Below are 18,906 nucleotides of genomic sequence, written 5' to 3'. Positions count from 1 at the left end.
ACGCGTTCCCATTACATGTTCCGGCGGTATTGGCCACCGACGCGGTACAAGGAACCCGAAAGCTGCCCCAAGGTGCAGACCTTGCAAGCCTCCATCAACGCGGCGAATACATTGCCGCCATCCAGTGCCGACCGTTCGATACCGGCCAATGCGGCCTGCGCCCTCTCGTCATTGCGCTTCCAAAAGGCATTGCGCGCATCGATGGCGTAATCCTTCTCGTCTTTGGTTGCGCGAATGACCTCCGGCGGCGTCACCGTGGGCGAGCCCTTTGGATCCAAGAACGTATTCACCCCGACGATGGGCAACGCCCCATTGTGCTTCAAGGTCTCGTAATACAGCGACTCCTCTTGAATCTTGGAGCGCTGGTACATCCTCTCCATCGCCCCGAGCACACCCCCGCGCTCGGAAATCGACCGAAATTCGGTCAGCACCGCGGCCTCGACCAGATCGGTCAATTCCTCGACGATGAACGAGCCTTGCGTCGGATTTTCGTTTTTCGCGAGCCCGAACTCCTTGGTGATGACCAACTGAATCGCCAGCGCCCGCCGCACGCTTTCTTCCGTCGGCGTGGTGATCGCCTCGTCGTACGCATTGGTATGCAGCGAATTGCAGTTGTCCATCAGCGCCAACAGCGCCTGCAAGGTCGTGCGGATATCGTTGAACGCAATCTCTTGCGCGTGGAGCGACCTTCCCGAAGTTTGAATATGGTACTTCAGCTTCTGCGAGCGCTCGTTGCCATCGTACTTGTCGCGGATGGTTCGCGACCAGATGCGCCGCGCCACGCGCCCGATGACCGTGTATTCGGGATCCATCCCGTTCGAGAAGAAGAAGGACAGATTGGGCGCGAAATCGTCGATGTGCATTCCGCGCGACAGGTAATACTCGACGAAGGTAAACCCATTGGCCAAGGTAAAGGCCAATTGCGAAATGGGGTTCGCTCCCGCTTCGGCGATGTGGTAGCCCGAAATCGACACCGAATAGAAATTCTGCACCCGGTTGTCGATGAAGTACTGCTGAATGTCCCCCATCATCCGCAGGGCGAACTCCGTCGAGAAGATGCAGGTATTCTGCGCCTGGTCCTCTTTCAGAATGTCGGCCTGCACCGTGCCGCGCACCTGCGACAGCGTCGCCGCGCGGATCTTCTCGTACACCTCGCGCGGCAGAACCTCGTCGCCGGAGACGCCGAGCAGCATCAGCCCGAGCCCGTCGTTCCCCTCCGGAAGCGACCCTTGGTAGCGCGGCCGCGGCAGCCCGCGCTCCGCGTACAGCGCGTCGATCTTCTTGTCGATCTCGGCCTCTTTGCCCTGGCTCTTGATCCACTTCTCGCAACCCTGGTCGATGGCCGCGTTCAAGAAGAATCCGAGCAGCATCGGCGCCGGCCCGTTGATGGTCATCGACACCGACGTGGCCGGATTGGCCAAATCGAAGCCGGAATACAGCTTCTTCGCATCGTCCACGTTGGCGATGGACACGCCCGAGTTGCCGACCTTGCCGTAGATGTCCGGCCGCGGATCGGGATCTTCGCCGTACAACGTCACCGAGTCGAACGCCGTCGAAAGCCGCTTCGCCGGCAGACCGCGCGAGACGTAATGGAAGCGCCGGTTGGTGCGCTCCGGGCCGCCCTCGCCGGCGAACATGCGCGCCGGATCTTCGCCCTCGCGCTTCAGCGGAAAGACGCCCGCGGTGAAAGGGAATTGCCCGGGCGGCGCTTCGCGCAGGAGCCACGTGAGGATGTCGCCCCAATCTTCGTATTTGGGCAGCGCCACCTTGGGGACGCGCAAATGCGACAGCGTCTCGGAAATGAGGTCGAGCTCGATGACCTTGTCGCGCACCTGGAATTGGTATTTCGCCGCCGCGTAGCGCCGCTTGGTTGCCGGCCACTCGTCGAGGAGCTTTTTGCACTCCGGCGCGAGGCGCGCTGCCAAATCCTGATAAAGCCTCTCGAGCTCCCCGAGGTACGACGGTTCTTCGGCCGTGCGTTCCGTGACCTGCACCACGTCGTCGACCCCCGTGGGCTCCACGATCTCGAGGCTCTTTTTGCCGATGTTGGCGCGCAACGTCTCGATGGCCCCGTGCAGCTGGTACATCCTCCGCGCGATGGCTGCCTGGCTGCGCACGAACGCGTCGTACGCCTCGCACGTCTCCACGATCTCGGCGAGGTAGCGCGTTCGCTCCGGCGGGATGATCCAGCGCTTTTCGCTCATGCCCCCGGTGAGCGAGCCATTCGCGGCGAGCGATGCGCCCGTCTTCTTCGCCAGCACGGAGATGATCGTCCGATACAGGCCGTTCATGCCCGGATCATTGAACTGCGAGGCAATGGTTCCGTAAACGGGAACGTCCTCGTCCGGAAGGGTGAAGGCATTGTGGTTGCGCCGCCACTGCTTCTTCACGTCGCGCAGCGCATCGAGCGAGCCGCGTTTGTCGAATTTGTTGATGGCGATGATGTCGGCGAAGTCGAGCATGTCGATCTTCTCGAGTTGCGTCGCCGCGCCGTATTCCGCGGTCATCAGATAGAGCGACACGTCGGCATGCTCGGTGATTTCCGTGTCCGACTGCCCGATGCCCGACGTCTCCACGATGACCAGGTCGAAGCCCGCCGCGCGGCACACCTCGATGGACTCGCCCACGTGCTTCGACAGCGCCAGATTCGACTGCCGCGTCGCCAGCGAGCGCATGTACACGCGCGGATCGTCGATGGCGTTCATGCGGATGCGGTCGCCCAAGAGCGCGCCGCCCGACTTGCGCTTCGACGGATCCACCGAGAGCACGGCCACCGTCTTGTCCGAGCTGTCCGCGAGGAAGCGCCGCACCAACTCGTCGACGAGGCTCGACTTGCCCGCGCCGCCCGTGCCAGTGATGCCCAGCACGGGGATCTTCCTATCGGGCTTGGGCAAGTTTGCCAGCGCCTCGCGCAGCCGGTCACCCGCCTCGGGAAAATTCTCCGCGATGGTGATGAGCGCCGCAATCGTCGCAGGCTCGCGCTGCGGAAGCCTCGCGAGCAGCGGCTCGAACTCGGGCGACCGTTTGACGAAGTCGCACCGCTGGAGCAGATCGTTGATCATGCCTTGCAGGCCCATGGCCCGCCCATCGTCCGGCGAGTAAATCCGGGATACGCCGTACGCGTGCAGCTCCTCGATCTCCGTCGGCAGGATGGTGCCCCCGCCGCCGCCGAACACCTCAATCTTTGCGCCGGCCTGGCGCAGCAGATCGATCATGTATTTGAAGTACTCGACGTGGCCGCCCTGGTACGACGTGATGGCGATGCCCTGCACATCCTCCTGGATGGCTGTGTGGACGATCTCGGCGACGGAGCGGTTGTGCCCGAGGTGAATGACCTCGGCCCCCGACGACTGCATGAGTCGGCGCATCACGTTGATGGCCGCATCGTGCCCATCGAAGAGCGATGCGGCGCTCACCAGCCGAACGTGATGTTGGGGCCTGTAAGGAGAAGGCGTCGAGGCGGACATAGAATGTCTCTAACCCGATCGGTTGAAGCGAATCCACTGCTCTCTAACCGAAGAGTTCGCCTGCCTTAGTCCCCGACGACCGCAACCGTCTCGGTCGAGGCGACGTTCCCGGAGTGATCCCGCACCAGCGCCTTGATCCGAAGGCGCGTACCCGCCGCCAATGATGACGTGTCGTAGAAGACACGGTACGGCGCGTTATCGTCCGTGCCGATCGGCGTCCATGCTTCCGCATCGCCCTTGCGCACGGCAAACGTGACCTCCGCGAACGCATCCTGGTCCAAGTCCACGCGGAATTCCTTGCGCCCGCGGATCTTCGCCTCTGCCGTCGGCGTAACGAAGGCGACCGCCGGCGCCGCCGCCCGCGCGGGCAACTTGGCCTCGGCGCGCAGCACGACGGCACCGAAGGCGGGCACCTTCACCGTCAACACCTTGTCCTTGCCCGAAACGGCACCCTCTTGCGGCATCGGTGGGACGCTGTAAATGCTGCGGAAACGGCCATTCGCCGTGAACACCGGGAAGCTCACGCTCTTGGCTTCCTTCGCATTGTTGAGCGCGACCACGTATTCGATTTGCTCCGTGCGATCGATGCGCGAAAAGGCATAAATCCCAGCCCCTGCGTTCGAGGCACGGTGAACCTGCGCGCCGCCATGAAGGGCAGGGTGCGCATTCCGAAGCGCCGCGAGCGCGTGGAATCCCTGGTAAAGCGGATGTGCGGGCACGTAATTGTCTTTGGCCGTCGTCGCCGTCGTGCCAATCAGCTTGTTGTCGTTGTACGACGCGACCTTGCTCGCGAACATCGTCTCGCGGGCATCCTTGTCGCCGCCGTCGCCGGTGAAGCCTTGCTCGTCGCCGTAATAGATGATGGGCATTCCCCGGACGAAGAACATGAGCGCATGCGCCAGCTTGTCGCGCTGCACGAGCTCGTCGTCCTTCGCCGCGGGGTTGTCCGTTCGCAGGAAATAGCCGAACCGTCCCATATCGTGGTTGCCCAGGAAGGTGGGCGCGGCATACGCATTCGAGTCCGCATCGATGTAATAGTCATCGCTGGCGAAGAACTCGCGCAAAGCGTCGCTGGTGCCGTTCGGATTCGAGGCAAATTCGCGCGCGACCTTCTGAAAGGCGAAGTCGAGCACGGCCTGGAACTTCGCCGCGCCGGTGAAGTGCGAAAGCGCCTCCGCCGTTTTCGGCTCGCTCACCTCGCCGAACATGAAGAAGTCCTTCTTGCCCTCGGCCCGCGCGTAATTCAGGACTTCCGGCAGGAACTGCTGCCAAAACTCGTCGTTCACGTGCCGCGCCGTATCGATGCGGAAGCCGTCGATGCCCGCTTCGTGAATCCACTTCTTGTGGATGTCGATCATGCCCCGCACCACCTCGGGGCGCTCGGTGAACAGATCGTCCAGGCCGAAGAAGTCGCCGTAGAGCGAATCCTCGCCGGTGAAGGAGGTATCGCCTCGGTTGTGGTACATCGTCGGGTCGTTGAGCCACGCGGGAACTTTGACCGTGGCATCCGCCGGTTTGGCGAAGACCGGCACGTAGGAAAAGCTCTTTTCCGCGGAGAGCTGCGGGAAGGTGCTTCCGCCCGCGTAGTCCCGATCGTCGAAGGCGCGGCCCTGCGCATCGCGGTACGGGTAGGCGGACTTGCTGCGGTACCCGTACGTGTTCTCGCGGTACGAGATGACGTCCGCGGTGTGGTTCACGATGATATCGAAGTAGACCTTGATGCCGCGTTCGCGGGCGCCTTGCACGAGGCGCTTCAAGTCCTCGTTGGTGCCGAAGTGCGGATCGACCTGCGTGTAGTCGATGGTCCAATATCCGTGGTAACCCGACGACGAGCCGGCGATGGTGCCGTTGCCTTGGACCGCCCGGTTCTTGAAGATGGGGCCCATCCAGATCGCGGTGGTGCCGAGCCCCTTGATGTAGTCGAGTTTCGAGATGACCCCGGCGAGATCTCCACCGTGGTAATAGCCCTTATCGGTAGGCAAATATCCATGGTCGAGCGCCTGACCAGGGATGCCGCCCGTATCGTTGGCCGTGCTGCCATTGGCAAATCGGTCCGGCAGGACGAAATAGAAGACATCGTGATTGCCGGTTCGAACGCTCGGCAACGGCGCGACGTTGCCACCCCCGCCGCCGCTGTTCGGGGTCGCGGCGGTCGTTTCACGCTGGTTGTGCACCACCGTGGCATCCGACGAGGGCGACGCGGGCGCACAGTCGAACGCACCAAACGAGGTGGCGAGAAGGCCGAGCGATAGGATTTGTCTCTTGGGCATCGCCGGCCATCCTAGCCGACTTAGCCGTCACGGAACGTCTTTCGATCTAAACGGAAATCTGCCCGGACCCCGCGGAGTTCACCTCGTGCAGCGACAGCTTCATTGCCGCTTTGCACAGGGTGGCCGTCAAAAGGGCGAGCAACAGCGCCATCGCCACCCAGAACATCCACGAAACATGATGGCCTCGTCCTGCGAGCACGTGCAGTGCCGTCGGCGGATCCACATCATCGTCGTCATCGTTCAGAACGAGCGTGGCCGCGGGCAGCCGCACGCGCACGCCATTCATCGGAGTGTCGGCCTTCCAACTCTCGACCACGGGGGCCGCTTTCGGCCAGACCACCGGGGTCGGCGCCGGCGCGGTCGGGAGGGGCGCGCGGGGTGGAGCGGCCGTGGCGGCTTGAGAGGCCGCCCGCTCCATGGCTTCCGCGCGGGCCATCACCTCGCGGACGGCGGATTCGGGGAAAATAGGGGTGATGAGCGAATCGAAGAGAAGCGGCGTGCGACGATCGCCGTCGTTCTCTCCGGGGAACATGTCGAGTGTCGATTCGGACCACTCGTCATGCGGATCATGCGGATCGTGTCGATCAATCGGCAACGGCCCGCTTTCCAAGGGTGGGCGCTGGGGGCGGCCAACCCGCATGGTGTGCGAGTCGTGTGAGGTGGGTGATGAAGGCGAATGGGAACGGCTATCGAGCGGGTATTTCTTGGCGATGCTCATGGAGTTTTCGAGTCGCGGCCGGGTGAAACGCACGCACACGAAGATCTCATTCTCTAATTCGAATTAACGACGCCTCCATGAGCTGTCAAATGCGACTAACTCTTTTTTGCGCCGGAGAATTTCCTAGCGGCACCGTGCGTTTTCGCACACCCACACCGGGCAGGCGCACGGGTCATGTGGCAGGCGCACGACGAAACGGAGGGACGCTTCACCGTGCCCGCGGGGTGGCAAGTCTACTGACCGCGCCAATGGGGTGTGCGTTTGACGAGGAACGAATCGACGCCTTCCTTGAAGTCGTCGCTCGTGTACGCCTCGATGACGTGCGCTTCGCCTTCCGGCGGTGCCGCCGAACGCAGCACGCGCCCAAGCTCGCTTTTGCAGGTGCGCAAGGTGATGGGCGCATGCTCGAGCAGCGTCGCGGCCATGGCCTCCGCACGCGCATGGAGTCCCTCGGCGGGGACGATCTCGCTCAGGAGTCCCGCCGCGCGCATCTCCTCGGCGTTCATCAGGCGCGCGAGAAAGAGCAGCTCCTTCGTTTTGGCCACGCCCAGAAGTGCCGCGAGGCGCGCGAGGTTGCGCGTGGAAAGCGTATTGCCGAGCGTGCGCGCAATGGGAAAACCGAAGCGCGCCGACGGGTCGCCGATGCGTAGATCGCAGGCGGCCGCAATCGCCGCACCCCCGCCGGTGCACGCTCCCTGCAGGACGGCGATGGTGGGGATGGGCAGCTCCTCGAGAACGTCGAGCACGCGGCTCATGCTCGCCTCGTAGGCAATGCCATCTTCCGCGTTCGAGAAGTTGCGAAACTCCGAAATATCGGTTCCCGCGACGAAGGCCTTGTCGCCCGCGCCGCGCAAGAGCAGAACGCGGACCGACGGATGGCGCGCAGCGCCCTTGCAGACCTCCTCGAGGCGAGCGTACATCCCGAGGGTCATCGCATTGCGCGCCGCGGGTCGGTTGAACGTGAGCCATGCGATGCCATCGCCGCGTACGTCGAAAAGGATCTCCTCGCCCATGGGCGCGAGGATAGTCCGACACGGGGGCCATCTCAGGTCGGGTTGGTGCCGGCAAAAATTGTGCCGTCTACTTCGGCCGGCACGGTGACGGAAAACGGCCGGTCCCCCCAATTGAACACAGGAACCGTAGAAAGGACGCCCTCCCATGTTCATGCGCAATCGGCCATCCGCGTTTATTTTGCGAGTTTGTGCCGCTGGTCTTCTTGCTGCCGGTTGCGGTCAGAGCGACGGGGCTTCCTCCGGGGCGGTGGACGAAAAGGACGGTGGCCCGTCGGTCGAGCCGAGACTGAGCGGCATCTGCAAGCAGGTCGTCCCCGATGGCAACGGCGACGTGCTCAATGTTGCCGACTTCGGGGCCAAACCCGACGGCAGCGACGCCTTTCCGGGGATTCAGTCGGCCATCGATGCCGCGTGCGCCAAATCCGTGGGGTCGGGATCGCCACCGGCTGTGTACCTGCCCGCCGGGCGGTACGCGATCAGCCGTCCGCTGACCGCCAAGTGCGATGGTTTCGAGTTGGTCGGCGCATGCCGCGATGGCGTGACACTTCAACCGAAGTTCGAGGGGCCTGCCGTGGTGCTCACCCCGGACTGGAAACCGATTCCCACCGAACCCGCCTTGGTGGGCTCGGGCCGCTCGGTGGTAACCGACGGCACCAATTGGCATTTGGATCTGCGCGAGATCCCCGCGGTCGAATTGAACGGGAAGAGCGCATTGACCGCGGAGGCGGTGATCAAGCTCACCGGCGACCTTCCCGGTTCGACGTACATCACACAAAGTTTTGGCTGCGTGTCGAATGCGGCTTTTCCGTGCAATACGAACGGCGGCGCGTACATCATGGGCGTGGTGTCGGTGGGCGGGGCGAGGCCTTATCTCTCCGCCTCGGTCACTGCGGGCGGTCGTTTGGTCTCCGTCGGCGGGCCGGCGGGCGCGTCGTCCAACAAGTGCCCGCGCGAGGGTGGCGCCGAGGCATGGTCGCTCTCGCCGAACGAAGCGCACCACGTGGCGGTGACGTACGACGGCGCGATGGTGAAGCTCTTTCTCGACGGCAAGAAGGTCGCCTGCCAAGTTGCGAGTGGCCCCATCGTTCAACAGGCCGACGAGACGGTGAGCGTGGGGCCGTTTTGGCATGGCTTCGACCTGCAACCGAGAGCACAGCCCATCAAAGGCAACATCGATTCGGTGCGCCTGTCCGACACGGTTCGCTACACCGAGGATTTCGATCGCCCCACGGCCAAATTCGAGGACGACGCGGCCACCATGGCCCTGGTGAACTTCGAGGAGCTGCCTGCGCCACCGCCTGCGCCCCCCGGCAGGCCCGCGCTGGTCAATTCGAAGAGCCTCACCTTGGCCCATTCGAGGGGCAAGCCGTTCTGGCTGCCGATTCGTAACGAGATCATGACCCCAGGCATCGGCCTGAACGCCATTCGCCTTCATGATTTTACCGTCGAAGGAGGCATGGGGATCTTCGGGTACGGGGTCATTGGCTCGCGCTTCTCGCATTTGAGGTGCCTCGGCTGCGACTACGGCGTCGCGATGATGGGTACCAATCGCCTATCATCGTACGAGGATATCGAAGCCACGGCGGGGGGAGGCCGCGGGCGGTTCGGACTGGTGTCGACCGTCGCGGGAGGGACGGAATTCCGCGATATCAAAGTCGAAGGACAGACGATTCCGTTTTTGAACGGCGGTGGCGCGCAGGTGATGTTGACCAATGTGACGGTGAAGCCGAACCCCACGTCGACGGTTTACGGCATGGTGCTCTACTACGACAGCGCGGTGCTGAACGGCGTGAACATCGACGCGAGCGGTACGAGCTCCGCTTGGCGCGGGGCCATTGCCTCCGTGATTCCTTGGGGCAATCTGCAAATACAGGGCGGCCATATTGGGAATATGACGAATCCCAACCAGCCAACGTCGCCCGTTCTTCTTCACCGATTGCTGAATTCGACCGGGGCGGCCGCGGCGGTGATTCAGGGAACCTCGTTCACCGGGACGGCTTCGGGACCTGCGGTGGTGCACGTGGTCGATTCGTCGGGGAATACCAAGTGGAAGCCCACGGTGGTTCTCGGCGGCACCAAGGATTCGGACGTGCCCTGGTCCGACGATTCCCGGCTGGTATCGCTCGCGGTGGATCCGACGGCGGTTCCCGATCCGGGCGGCATCCCTCGTTTTCCCTCGGCATCCGCCGTGGTCAAAGGCCAGGTGGCTCGGGGCACGGTGTTCGACGTGACGAAGTTCGGCGCCGTGGCCGATGGCGTGTCCGACTCGTACAACGGGATTCAGAGCGCCGTGGACGTGGCGTGCGCGGCGCAGCACCGCGGGAAGACGAGCACGGTGTTCTTCCCCGTGGGGGCAAAGCCGTACGTGGTGGACAAGCCCGTATTGGTATCTTGCAATGGCCTGAATCTGGAGGGCGCTCAACGCGCGGGGAGCGTGCTCGCAACGAGGTCCGGCGGCGGCCCGGCGTTGGTGCTCGAACCGGAGGGCTCGCGCGGGTTCGACGGTGCGGCATGGCTCGATTTGCGCGACGCTTCGCCCGCCGGGGACATCGATGGGCTCACGGCGTTCACGGCGGAGGCCATCGTCAAATTGCGTGAACCGTCGCAGGGGTACGGGGGAATTCTGCAGAGCAATGGCTGCCTCGGAAGCGGGGGCGCATTGCCCGGGTGCACGTCGGCGTTCACCTTGGGGGTCAACGGACGGGGGCTCACGGGATCGCTGACCGCAGGCGGCAAGACCTACGAGCTGCAAGGCCCCGCGCTCGCGATGGGGACTTCGTACCACGTGGCACTCGCATACGACGGCCACGACGTTCGTCTCTTCGCGAGCCGCGTGGGCGGCAATCCCGAGCCGGTGGCGTCGGCGCCCGCGACGGGGACGGTTTCGCAGGGGTTGCACGAAGACGTGACGGTGGGCGCGCGAACGTACGGCTTCGGCGCGAGGGTGCACGCCCCCGCGATCAAGGGCAGCATCGATGCGGTTCGCCTATCGAAGGCGGCCCTGTATGCGCCAGGCGCCTACGTCGCGCCGACGGCGTTGCCGCAGAACGGCGACGACACGTTGGTGGCGCTCGATCTCCACGACGACGTCAGTCGCGGTACGAACCGGGGTTACGCGGTTCGTGGTCACGTGGCTTCGTACCTTCAGCCCGTGTGGTTCCCCGTGCGGCGAAGCACGGAGACCGATGGCTGCACGGAGCCGCGGCTCGAGGGCGTGGCCGTGCGCGAGCTCTCGATCGATCTCGGTGCGGGCCTCTTCGCGTTGAACGCCGTCAAGGGGACGTACGCTTCCGTGGCGCTGCACGGAACGTCGTTCGGTGTGACCTTCGCCGGCGATAGTTCGGGCTCGACCTTCGACGAGGTCTCGCTGAACCGCGGCTCGGGGCGCACGGGCATCCTGGTCACCAACGGCGACGGCAACACCTACCACCATCTGTATTCGGGCCGCGTAAAGCTTCCTTTGGTCATCGCCGGCGGCTCGAACCAGCGCTTCAGCGACATCCTCGTCGATGCCCCCGGCGCCGTGTACGGCAGCATCTTCATCGACGCCGGCGTCACCGTCGAGGCGCTCTACAATCATATCGTCGCCGATCATGCCGAGTGGAAAGGCAGCTTGCTGGTCATCAACCCCACGCAGCCTTTCCAGCTCTTCAAGGGTGAAATCGACAATGGCTATGCCATTCCTGCCCGCAGCGATGGCACGCTGCCGCAGGCCATTCCGATCATCGTCGACGGCGGCGAGGGCATCCGCTTGGCGGGCACCTCATTCGGAGCCGGCGCAACGCACTGCGATCCAGGTCGCGGGAGCGCCTGCGCAAAGTACCCGCCCGAGCTGGTTCATATCAATTCGCGCACCCGCCGCCTCAACGTGGCCATCGGCGTAACCTGGGACGACACGCGCGTGCTCCTGACCAACGAGCGCGACGAGAGTCGCTTCCAGTCGATTGGTAACTGATCGGGACCTAGTGCGCCGACGCAACGCCACTCGCCGCCGAGCAAGCGCGAAACGCTTTCGCTCTTAACGTAGCCGCCCGCATCCTCTATCGTGCGCGCATGCACCGGCGCGGACTTAGGATATTCCTAGCGGTGGCCCTTGCCACGGCGCCACTTTCAGCATGCCGCTCCAAATCGACGGCCCCCGAATCCATCGCCGCCAGCAGCGCCGCCGCGAATGTCGATGCATCTCCCTCCGGCAGCTCGAGTGCCCCGGCTCCGTCGAAATTCCTCGGCATCACCAAGGGGACGTGTCCCAGTGACATGGTGTTCGTTCCCTCGGGGACCTTTACGATGGGCCCCGTCGCGCCGCCGCCCACGAATCCAAAGCACCTCCCGGCTCACTCGGTGACGTTGGGTGCATTTTGCATCGATCGCACGGAGGTCACCCGTGAAGCATTTCGTGAGCGTTGCAACTGTGGAGCTATTCCAAAAGAAGACTCGAATCAACAAGAGTGTGATTTTGGAACCGCAAAGAACCCTCCAGCCATCTGTGTGACCTGGACGCAAGCGGATCAGTTTTGTCGACGAACCGGAAAACGACTACCGACGGAAGAGGAATGGGAATACGCAGCGCGAGGAAGCGACGGACGCGTGTTCCCTTGGGGCGATCAAAATCTATCCTTAGAGAATGATCCGGAACATCCCAACCTGTGCGCCGGCCGGACCGGCCGGAATCGTCCGCGTCCGCCGGGCTTCCCGCCTCCGAGCTCGGATCCGTTGTTTCCGGATGGTCCGTGCAGTGTCGGGACCGCCAAGGACGACCGAAGTCCTTTCGGCGCTCTCGACATGCTTTTCAACGTACGAGAATGGACCGCATCGAATACGTGTAGTAGCGCGTCTCCGAGAACCAGTTGCAATGGCGAACGCATCGCACGCGGGAGCACGTTCGGAGACCCCTGGATGGGAAAAACCGGTTTGCTCAATTTTCGCGCTCAACTCGATATGGATGCTCCGGACGCCACTGTCGGTTTCCGGTGTGTGGGTGACCCTATCGTCGTTCCACAACGATAGCTAGGATTTGCCTTTCAGGGTCCAAATGGCCTCCATCGCGTAGAAATAAGCCTGTTCGCCAGCTCCCGCGTAATGGAAGACGTTGAAATACCATGAGCATGGAAATTCGATGCGGTGGGGTTCGAGCACGGCGTCCGGCGTGTCTTCGTCCAACGTAAGACCCGGAATGGAAAAGTCTCCGTCACTTAGATGTGCACGAAGCATTTCGACGTCCTTGATCTCATAACTCCAGCTTACGCCGTTGTCGTTCCGAATTCGGGCAAATTCCGTGGCGTCATCATCGAATACGATCGATGCACCCTTGCGAACGACCTTGTTCTTCTCGTCGCGAAGTGGTGTGACTTTGAAGTGCTTTGCGCAATCCTTGCAGTTGAACTTGTCTTTGAACGTGCAGTTGCGCTTCGCAAGTGATGCGTCCGACGATTGCACGAACAGCCTGACGCCGGCCCGCAGGTTCTCTTTTGCAGATCGAATGCTACTAGGGCTTGGCCGGTCGGGCTCTTTTTCTGCATTGTATGGAATTCCACCGTGAATGTTGTACGAGCGGTTCGAGCCGTCAGGTTGAGTATCTTCGAGCCTTTTCTCGAAGAGCGTCATTTGCGTCAACCCCCAGCCTCGACTCGTGGATAGTTTCACGGGATCGGTCGTGTGCTCGCTTGGACTAACGGGCCCTCCGCTCCAATCGATGCCCAGGATCACGAACGATGTTCCTTTGTAGTCTTTCGCATGAGCAGCACCGCTCTCATGACCCAAGATGAATCGGTAGACCGCGATCGGGAAATTGTCTCGTGTGAGTGTCAGTTTTCCGCCGGTGGAAACCGGAATCTGATGTCGCCAGTCGTCCACAATCTCCTTCACGGCTTCATCCAGATTCGCCACGCCCGATGTGTCGATTTCGTCGTTCATCGGACGGAGGAATACGGCTTTGCCGCGCAAGGTTCCCGTGAAGACCATTTCGCGAATGCAGCGCGCGGTTTCGCGGTCGACGCGGGCGAAGTCGCGGAGCTCGCGGCGGTAGTTTATCCAAAGGGCATTGCCGTCCAGATCCGGATCCGCGATACGCGCATGATACTCCTGCAAACGGCCATCGATTGCGATGGGTAACCTCGTGAAGTCGTCCCAGCCGGGGGGTTCGATGCTCTCCGGAGAGTGCAAGGAATCTACCTTCCATCGTGCGGCCACCTCCTCGACCGAGGCTTCGAGCCTCACCAACGACGAGCCCCGGGCGAACCATTGCGGCAACGTCTTCGCCATCGTCTTTTGCGCGTCCGCGGCATTGTAATCTTTGTAGTCGGGGAGCGGGCCTTGGTACGTGCTCGATTTTAGAGCACTTGCCTTCGTTCGCTCGATGCGATCGTCCAAATCCGCTTTGAGCGTCTTCAGCCGCTCGTGCATTTGGGCGAACGTCTCCCCGTTCGACTCCAGCGCCTTGCGCGCGGCGCGGGCCGTTTGCCGGAGTTGCGCAATTCGCTGCGTCACCTGGGCCAGCGCCGTTGGCAGCTTTTCCGGGGTCGCCGTGCCATCGATGCTCTTTCCAAGTCGCCACACGCTTCCGGCAAGGGCCTGGACCGCGGCATCGTGCTTGGCGCGCTCGTCGGCGGTCTTTGGCTTCTCACCCGCGAGAGCCTTTGCGCTCTTGCTGAATTCGACCAACGCATTGTCCGCTTCGTCGAAAGCGCCTTTGGAGTCGATCAGCCCTCGGATCCGGCGCACGCCCCAAACCTTCTGCCACGCGTCGAACGTCCGCAGCAGACCGTCGAACCAAGGGCCCCACTTTTCGACGTCTTTGCGCAGAAACAGCGCCGGGTTGCGCAGCGATCGAAAGTAAATCGGCCCGCCGGGCGCGGGAGGACCCGCGAGGGCGGGGCCGAGAAGCGTGGGATCGTCCGACCCCTTCACACCGAGAAAAAGCGTAAGATGCCTCTTCAGATCCAACACCGCGAACATCGTGGGCGTGCCGAATTGGCCCCAGGGATCGGCGCCGCGTTCGGGGGACAGAAAGCCTAGCCGCAAGAGATCGCGCTGCAGCTCGCATACGTAGCGTGCGCTCGTATGTTGCGGGGCGCTCTGGGACGCTTCTTCCCAGGTGCTCTTGTCGTCGTTGTCACCGAAGGTCAGGATCAAACCGCCATACGGTTCGCTCGGCGGAACCACGCCCACGCTGCTCGTGGTCAGCGCCGTCATGCTGTCCGTTTGAATCAGCGCGATCTTGCCCGTCTTGCACGTGGGGCACGTCGCATTTTCGGACAGATTCTTGGGGGCGTCCTTCAGCAGGAACATCGCATGGAACGAACATTTTTGATTCGTACAATAGAAATAGTCGTACGTTTCCTTCTTGGGCTTCGGCTTGGCCGGGGCTGGCTTTTTCTTCGGGGCCTTGGGGTCGTTGGGCGGCATAGGGGCCTCGCTGTTCTCGTTAGGTCTTCCCCGAGGACGAGAAGAGCGCCTCCAGGAGATCCTCCCCGTCGTACCGACTGTCCTCACTCCGAGGAGCCGGCGGGGACGACCCTTCGCGAAGGTTGCTCACCGGATCGTTCTCGTAATACGGATACGCCTCGTCGAATCGGACGAATTGGCCGGATGGCATCATCACCATGGGCGGGCCTTCGGGCATCACGGTGCTCACCAGACCTTCGCCATCGCTCACCGCGTCGCGGTAGCCAGATTCGACGATGACGAAGCAAGGTGCATATTCCAACTTGTATCCCATGTAGTCGACCAGCTTGAACGTCACGCGCTGCGTGCCGCCGAGCCGTTCGCACGGCGAGCGCATGGCCAGCCCGTGGTAGAAACGGCACGCGAAGGTGTTGCGATGCTTGGCGAACGTGCGGCGCTCGGTGCCCGGTTTGCGCCGCGTGTCCGCATCGGACCAAAAGCGCTTTTTGCACGCGGCGGCGTCCTCCTTCGCCGTTGGACACGGCCAGCGGTCGACCGCGATCACCGTGCCGGGGCGGAAAAAGTACACGACGATGCGCCGGCTCGGAGCGTGGGCGTTGTCGCGCTTTTGCTTGTTTTCGCCCTTCTTGAACTCGTTCTCTTCGTCGCTCGAGAAGACCACGGCGGGGTTGAAGTCGCTGCAGGCTTGGTAATCGCCCTTGCCGTCCGCGTTCGTGCCCTGGCCCAAGAACCGCGCAGCCTCCACCCGAAAGGGCGTCGCGCCCTCCACCTCGGTGCACAAAAGGTCCATGTAAGCTTCGAACAATGCCCCGCGCGTCTGCGGCCCCACCTCGCCATCGGCGGTGCAATCGTGCTCGGATTGAAAGCGCTTCACCTCGTCCACCGACGCCGCTTCGTAGCCGAGCGCCGTCAGCATCGCCCCCACCACGCGCTGCTTTCTCCAGTCGTCGCCGCCGTAGGGCGACTCGTGCAGCCTTTCCCAGATATCCGTTCGCCGCGTCAGGACCGCGTAGACGGCCTCCGCGCGACGGCTGCTCAAGTGCTTGTTGTAGTCGTCCGTGTTCGTCGAATCCGCGTGCCCGAAAATGGAAAGCGGGGCGCCTTCCAGCTCCGTGGCCAACGCCGCCAGCGCGACGAACTCCTCGCGGGCCTCGGCATGGATGAACGATGCATCGAAGCCGAAACGCACACTGTCCAGCCGCCAGCACGCCATGGGGCTCAGGGTTGCCCGCACACTGTTGAAGGTTTCGTCCACCTCGAACGACGGCGCGAGCTGAAGATGCACGCGCCGCTCCGGATGGCGCGCCGCGATGCCGCCGTCGGAGAGCCCTTCGATCTTCGACAGCGGTGTACCTTCCGAAGCAGCGTTTTCAGCAGCCATAGACCTTCTCCAAATCGTCCTTCACCGCATCCACCGTGCCCCGGATGGACAAACCGTGATCGCATTGGAACTCTTCGATGGCCCACGCGAGGGTCTCCTCGAAGTCCGATTCGCTGGGATCGCTCACCTCGTAGCCCAGGTTCACCAAGCGCGCGGCGATACCGCTCTTTTCGTCGTGCGGATCGAGCGTGCCAATCGACACGGCGAGCACCAGATCCCCCAGGGCAATCGTCCCCGCGCCCTGGAACGCGTCGATCGGCTCGTCGAGCTTCCCGTCGCCGTCGAGCGCCGACGTCTCCGAAATGCCGCCCACGTCCACCGCACATGCGGCCCCTGCCATCGGCGCGCAGATGCCATCGGTGATGCGCACGCGAAGGCGCAGGGCGTCGCGCTGCAGCACGAAGCGGTGTTCCGTATTGGTCGCACGCTGCGTGGGGCGGCTCTTCTTGTTCGGAATGAAAAGCTCGTCACCCGGCAACAGCGCATTCGGGCTCGCACGAAGCGATGCCAATTTCGCATTCTTAGGATGATTCCATATCGTCTTGTAGGTGCGAAATCCCGATTGCGCGGCGAGACCCGCCACGTGATCCCCTTGCTCGACGACATGCATCCGCCCCGCGGACGAGGGCGAAATCCCCGGCTGCCATTCGCTGGCATCGATCTCGGGAAAATCGATGTACGCCGTTCCGCCGCTGACGCCGCCGAATCGCGCCCGGCCGCCCTCACCGAGCGCGCGCTCCTGCGAGGCTCCGCCATCGGGGGTCACCTCGCAGCGTGCACCGGTGACCGGGCGCTCCTGGGCGTCCACCAAGAGCACGCCGATCCAATCTTCCTTGTCGCTCGGACCGATGGGCGGGCGCTCGGGCTGCTTTGGAAACGGCACCTCGATCAGCAAGGGCGTCGGAAGGCGAAAGACGAGCAGCTCCCGCGCATCGAGCGCGCGCAGCAACGCCGCCAGCACCTCCCCATCGACGTCCTCCCGCCATCCGTGCGCGGAAAGTCCCGTGAGCTCGCGGTAGATTTCCAGCAGCGTGCGTCGCGCCCAGCCATCGGCCAGCCAGCGTTGCAACTCGAACGCCGCGATCCGTTCGCGCGGCCATTTCACCGAGCGCGCATCGTCCGCGAAGGCGAGCAGCAGATCGCCCAGCAGATCGTGCAGAACCCACCCGGGCGCTCCTTCGAAGCGCCCGAATCGGTCGTGTTCCTTCACGGAGTCGTGGCGGCCCACCCGTCGAGCAAATCCTCGATGCGGGCGAAGACGTCCCTCAGCGTATCTTCGTGCGGGAGAATCGTGGTTCGGAAGTGGTCCGTGTAATCGACGTTGAAGCTCGAACCCGGAACGACGAGCACCTTCTTCTCCTCGAGCAGCGCCATGGCGAAGGCGTTGTCGTCGAACGTCGGCAGGCGCTCCCGATTCACACGAATGAACCCGTACATGGCCCCCGCCGGCGGAACCACCTGCAGGTATTTCGAGCGCTTCACGCCCTCCAGCACGGCGGCGCGCTGGCGGCCGAGTCGACCCTCCGGTGCCGTCAGTTCGTAAATGCTCTGATGGCCGCCGAGGGCGGTCTGCACGGCCCACTGGCCGGGCACGTTGCTGCAAAGGCGGAGCGAGGCGAGAAGTTCCATCGTCTGCAGGTAACTCGACGCGTGGGACTTACGCCCGCTGAAGGCCACCCAACCGACGCGGTAGCCGCACGCGCGGTACACCTTGGAAAGACCGCCGAACGTGGCGCACAGGGTGTCCTGGCAGAGTGTGGCCACCGGCGTGTGCTTCGCCCCGTCGTACAGGATGCGGTCGTAGATCTCGTCCGAGAACAAGACGATGCGGTGCTTCTCGGCGAGTCGCACCATCGCCTCCACCACGCGCGGCGGATACACGGCGCCGGTGGGGTTGTTCGGATTGATGAGCACCAGCGCCTTGGTCCGCGGTGTGATGAGGCGGGCTACTTCCTCGGGATCGGGACAAAACTCGTGCTCCGAGCGACACGGGTAGTGAACGGCCCGGGCGCCGGTGAGGGAGACCGCCGCCGTCCACAAAGGATAGTCGGGCGAGGGGAGCAGCACCTCGTCGCCCGGCTCGAGCAGCGCCTCGAGGCACATGAGGATCAACTCGGAGACGCCGTTGCCGAGGAAGACGTCGTCCACGGTGACGCCGTGAACGCCCTTCGACTGCGACTCGGCGACGATGGCCTCGCGCGCCGGGAAAATGCCCTTTTGGTGCACGTACTCTTCGGCGGCGCTCAAGTTGTCCACGATGGCGCGTCGCATGGCTTCCGGTGTGCGAAAGCCGAACGATGCCGGGTTGCCGATGTTCAGCTTGACGATCTCGAGCCCCTGCCGCTCCATCTCCCAAGCGCGTCGGGCGAGAGGGCCCCGAATCTCATAGCGAACCGAGTGAAGGTGACGTGGAACGGGGATGGAAGGGAGTGCGTTTCCGTCGGGCATCGTGGGCGGCGTGCAGCCTAGCAAGGGTTGGCGCACTGCGCTGCACCCTACTTCGGCCTGCCTGTCAAGAGCGGCGTCGACCGTGGGCGAGACGTCGGCAGAGCGACATCGGGAAAAAAATCGAATCGGCCTGGGCGATGCGCGCAACAGATGCTGCGGCCGGCCGAAAGACTAGGTATCCACTTCGCGGTACGGATCGCGTACC

Annotated in this window: 9 protein-coding genes; 1 reads left to right on the top strand and 8 read right to left on the bottom strand. The window is 63.3% G+C overall.

Annotated elements, in window-relative coordinates:
- Positions 1 to 11 precede the first annotated feature (11 nt).
- The 4 genes from LVJ94_31645 to LVJ94_31630 form a co-directional block, all read right to left on the bottom strand.
- A complete protein-coding gene (locus LVJ94_31645) occupies positions 12 to 3,467 on the bottom strand; it encodes a methylmalonyl-CoA mutase family protein (GenBank protein ID WXB01460.1) in 3,456 nt (1,151 codons plus the stop codon).
- 65 nt (positions 3,468 to 3,532) lie between these two features.
- Positions 3,533 to 5,737: a hypothetical protein gene (locus tag LVJ94_31640; GenBank protein ID WXB01459.1), complete on the bottom strand. Its 2,205-nt coding sequence runs from the start codon at positions 5,735 to 5,737 to the stop codon at positions 3,533 to 3,535.
- A 46-nt stretch (positions 5,738 to 5,783) separates the two neighbouring features.
- Positions 5,784 to 6,269, bottom strand: a complete 486-nt coding sequence (locus LVJ94_31635; GenBank protein WXB01458.1) for a hypothetical protein — start codon at positions 6,267 to 6,269, stop codon at positions 5,784 to 5,786.
- A 419-nt stretch (positions 6,270 to 6,688) separates the two neighbouring features.
- Positions 6,689 to 7,468 carry an enoyl-CoA hydratase gene (locus LVJ94_31630; protein WXB01457.1) on the bottom strand — a complete coding sequence of 260 codons (780 nt, stop codon included), beginning with the start codon at positions 7,466 to 7,468 and terminating at the stop codon, positions 6,689 to 6,691.
- A 247-nt stretch (positions 7,469 to 7,715) separates the two neighbouring features.
- Here LVJ94_31630 and LVJ94_31625 point away from each other — a divergent pair, with 247 nt between their 5' ends.
- Positions 7,716 to 11,423 (top strand): hypothetical protein, encoded by a 3,708-nt coding sequence (locus tag LVJ94_31625; protein ID WXB01456.1) that lies wholly within the window; start codon positions 7,716 to 7,718, stop codon positions 11,421 to 11,423.
- 1,052 nt (positions 11,424 to 12,475) lie between these two features.
- On the opposite strand, the gene LVJ94_31620 is transcribed toward LVJ94_31625, so the two are convergent.
- The 4 genes from LVJ94_31620 to LVJ94_31605 are packed head-to-tail and all read right to left on the bottom strand — an operon-like array spanning position 12,476 to position 18,701.
- On the bottom strand, positions 12,476 to 14,872 hold the full coding sequence (locus tag LVJ94_31620) for a hypothetical protein (GenBank protein ID WXB01455.1): 2,397 nt from the start codon (positions 14,870 to 14,872) through the stop codon (positions 12,476 to 12,478).
- Positions 14,873 to 14,891: 19 nt separating this feature from the next.
- Positions 14,892 to 16,253 carry an OmpA family protein gene (locus tag LVJ94_31615; protein WXB01454.1) on the bottom strand — a complete coding sequence of 454 codons (1,362 nt, stop codon included), beginning with the start codon at positions 16,251 to 16,253 and terminating at the stop codon, positions 14,892 to 14,894.
- Positions 16,243 to 17,463: a hypothetical protein gene (locus LVJ94_31610; GenBank protein ID WXB01453.1), complete on the bottom strand. Its 1,221-nt coding sequence runs from the start codon at positions 17,461 to 17,463 to the stop codon at positions 16,243 to 16,245. The genes LVJ94_31615 and LVJ94_31610 overlap by 11 nt, the downstream gene beginning before the upstream one ends.
- Positions 17,460 to 18,701, bottom strand: coding sequence for a pyridoxal phosphate-dependent aminotransferase (locus LVJ94_31605; protein WXB01452.1), 1,242 nt, complete (start codon positions 18,699 to 18,701; stop codon positions 17,460 to 17,462). The genes LVJ94_31610 and LVJ94_31605 overlap by 4 nt, the downstream gene beginning before the upstream one ends.
- Between the last annotated feature and the right edge of the window lie 205 nt (positions 18,702 to 18,906).

This window comes from Sorangiineae bacterium MSr11367 (assembly GCA_037157805.1).
In the GTDB taxonomy this organism is placed as follows: Bacteria; Myxococcota_A; Polyangia; order Polyangiales; family Polyangiaceae; genus Pendulispora; species Pendulispora rubella.
The sequence above is the reverse complement of the archived record's forward strand: the minus strand, read 5'-3'. Positions and strand labels throughout refer to the sequence as shown.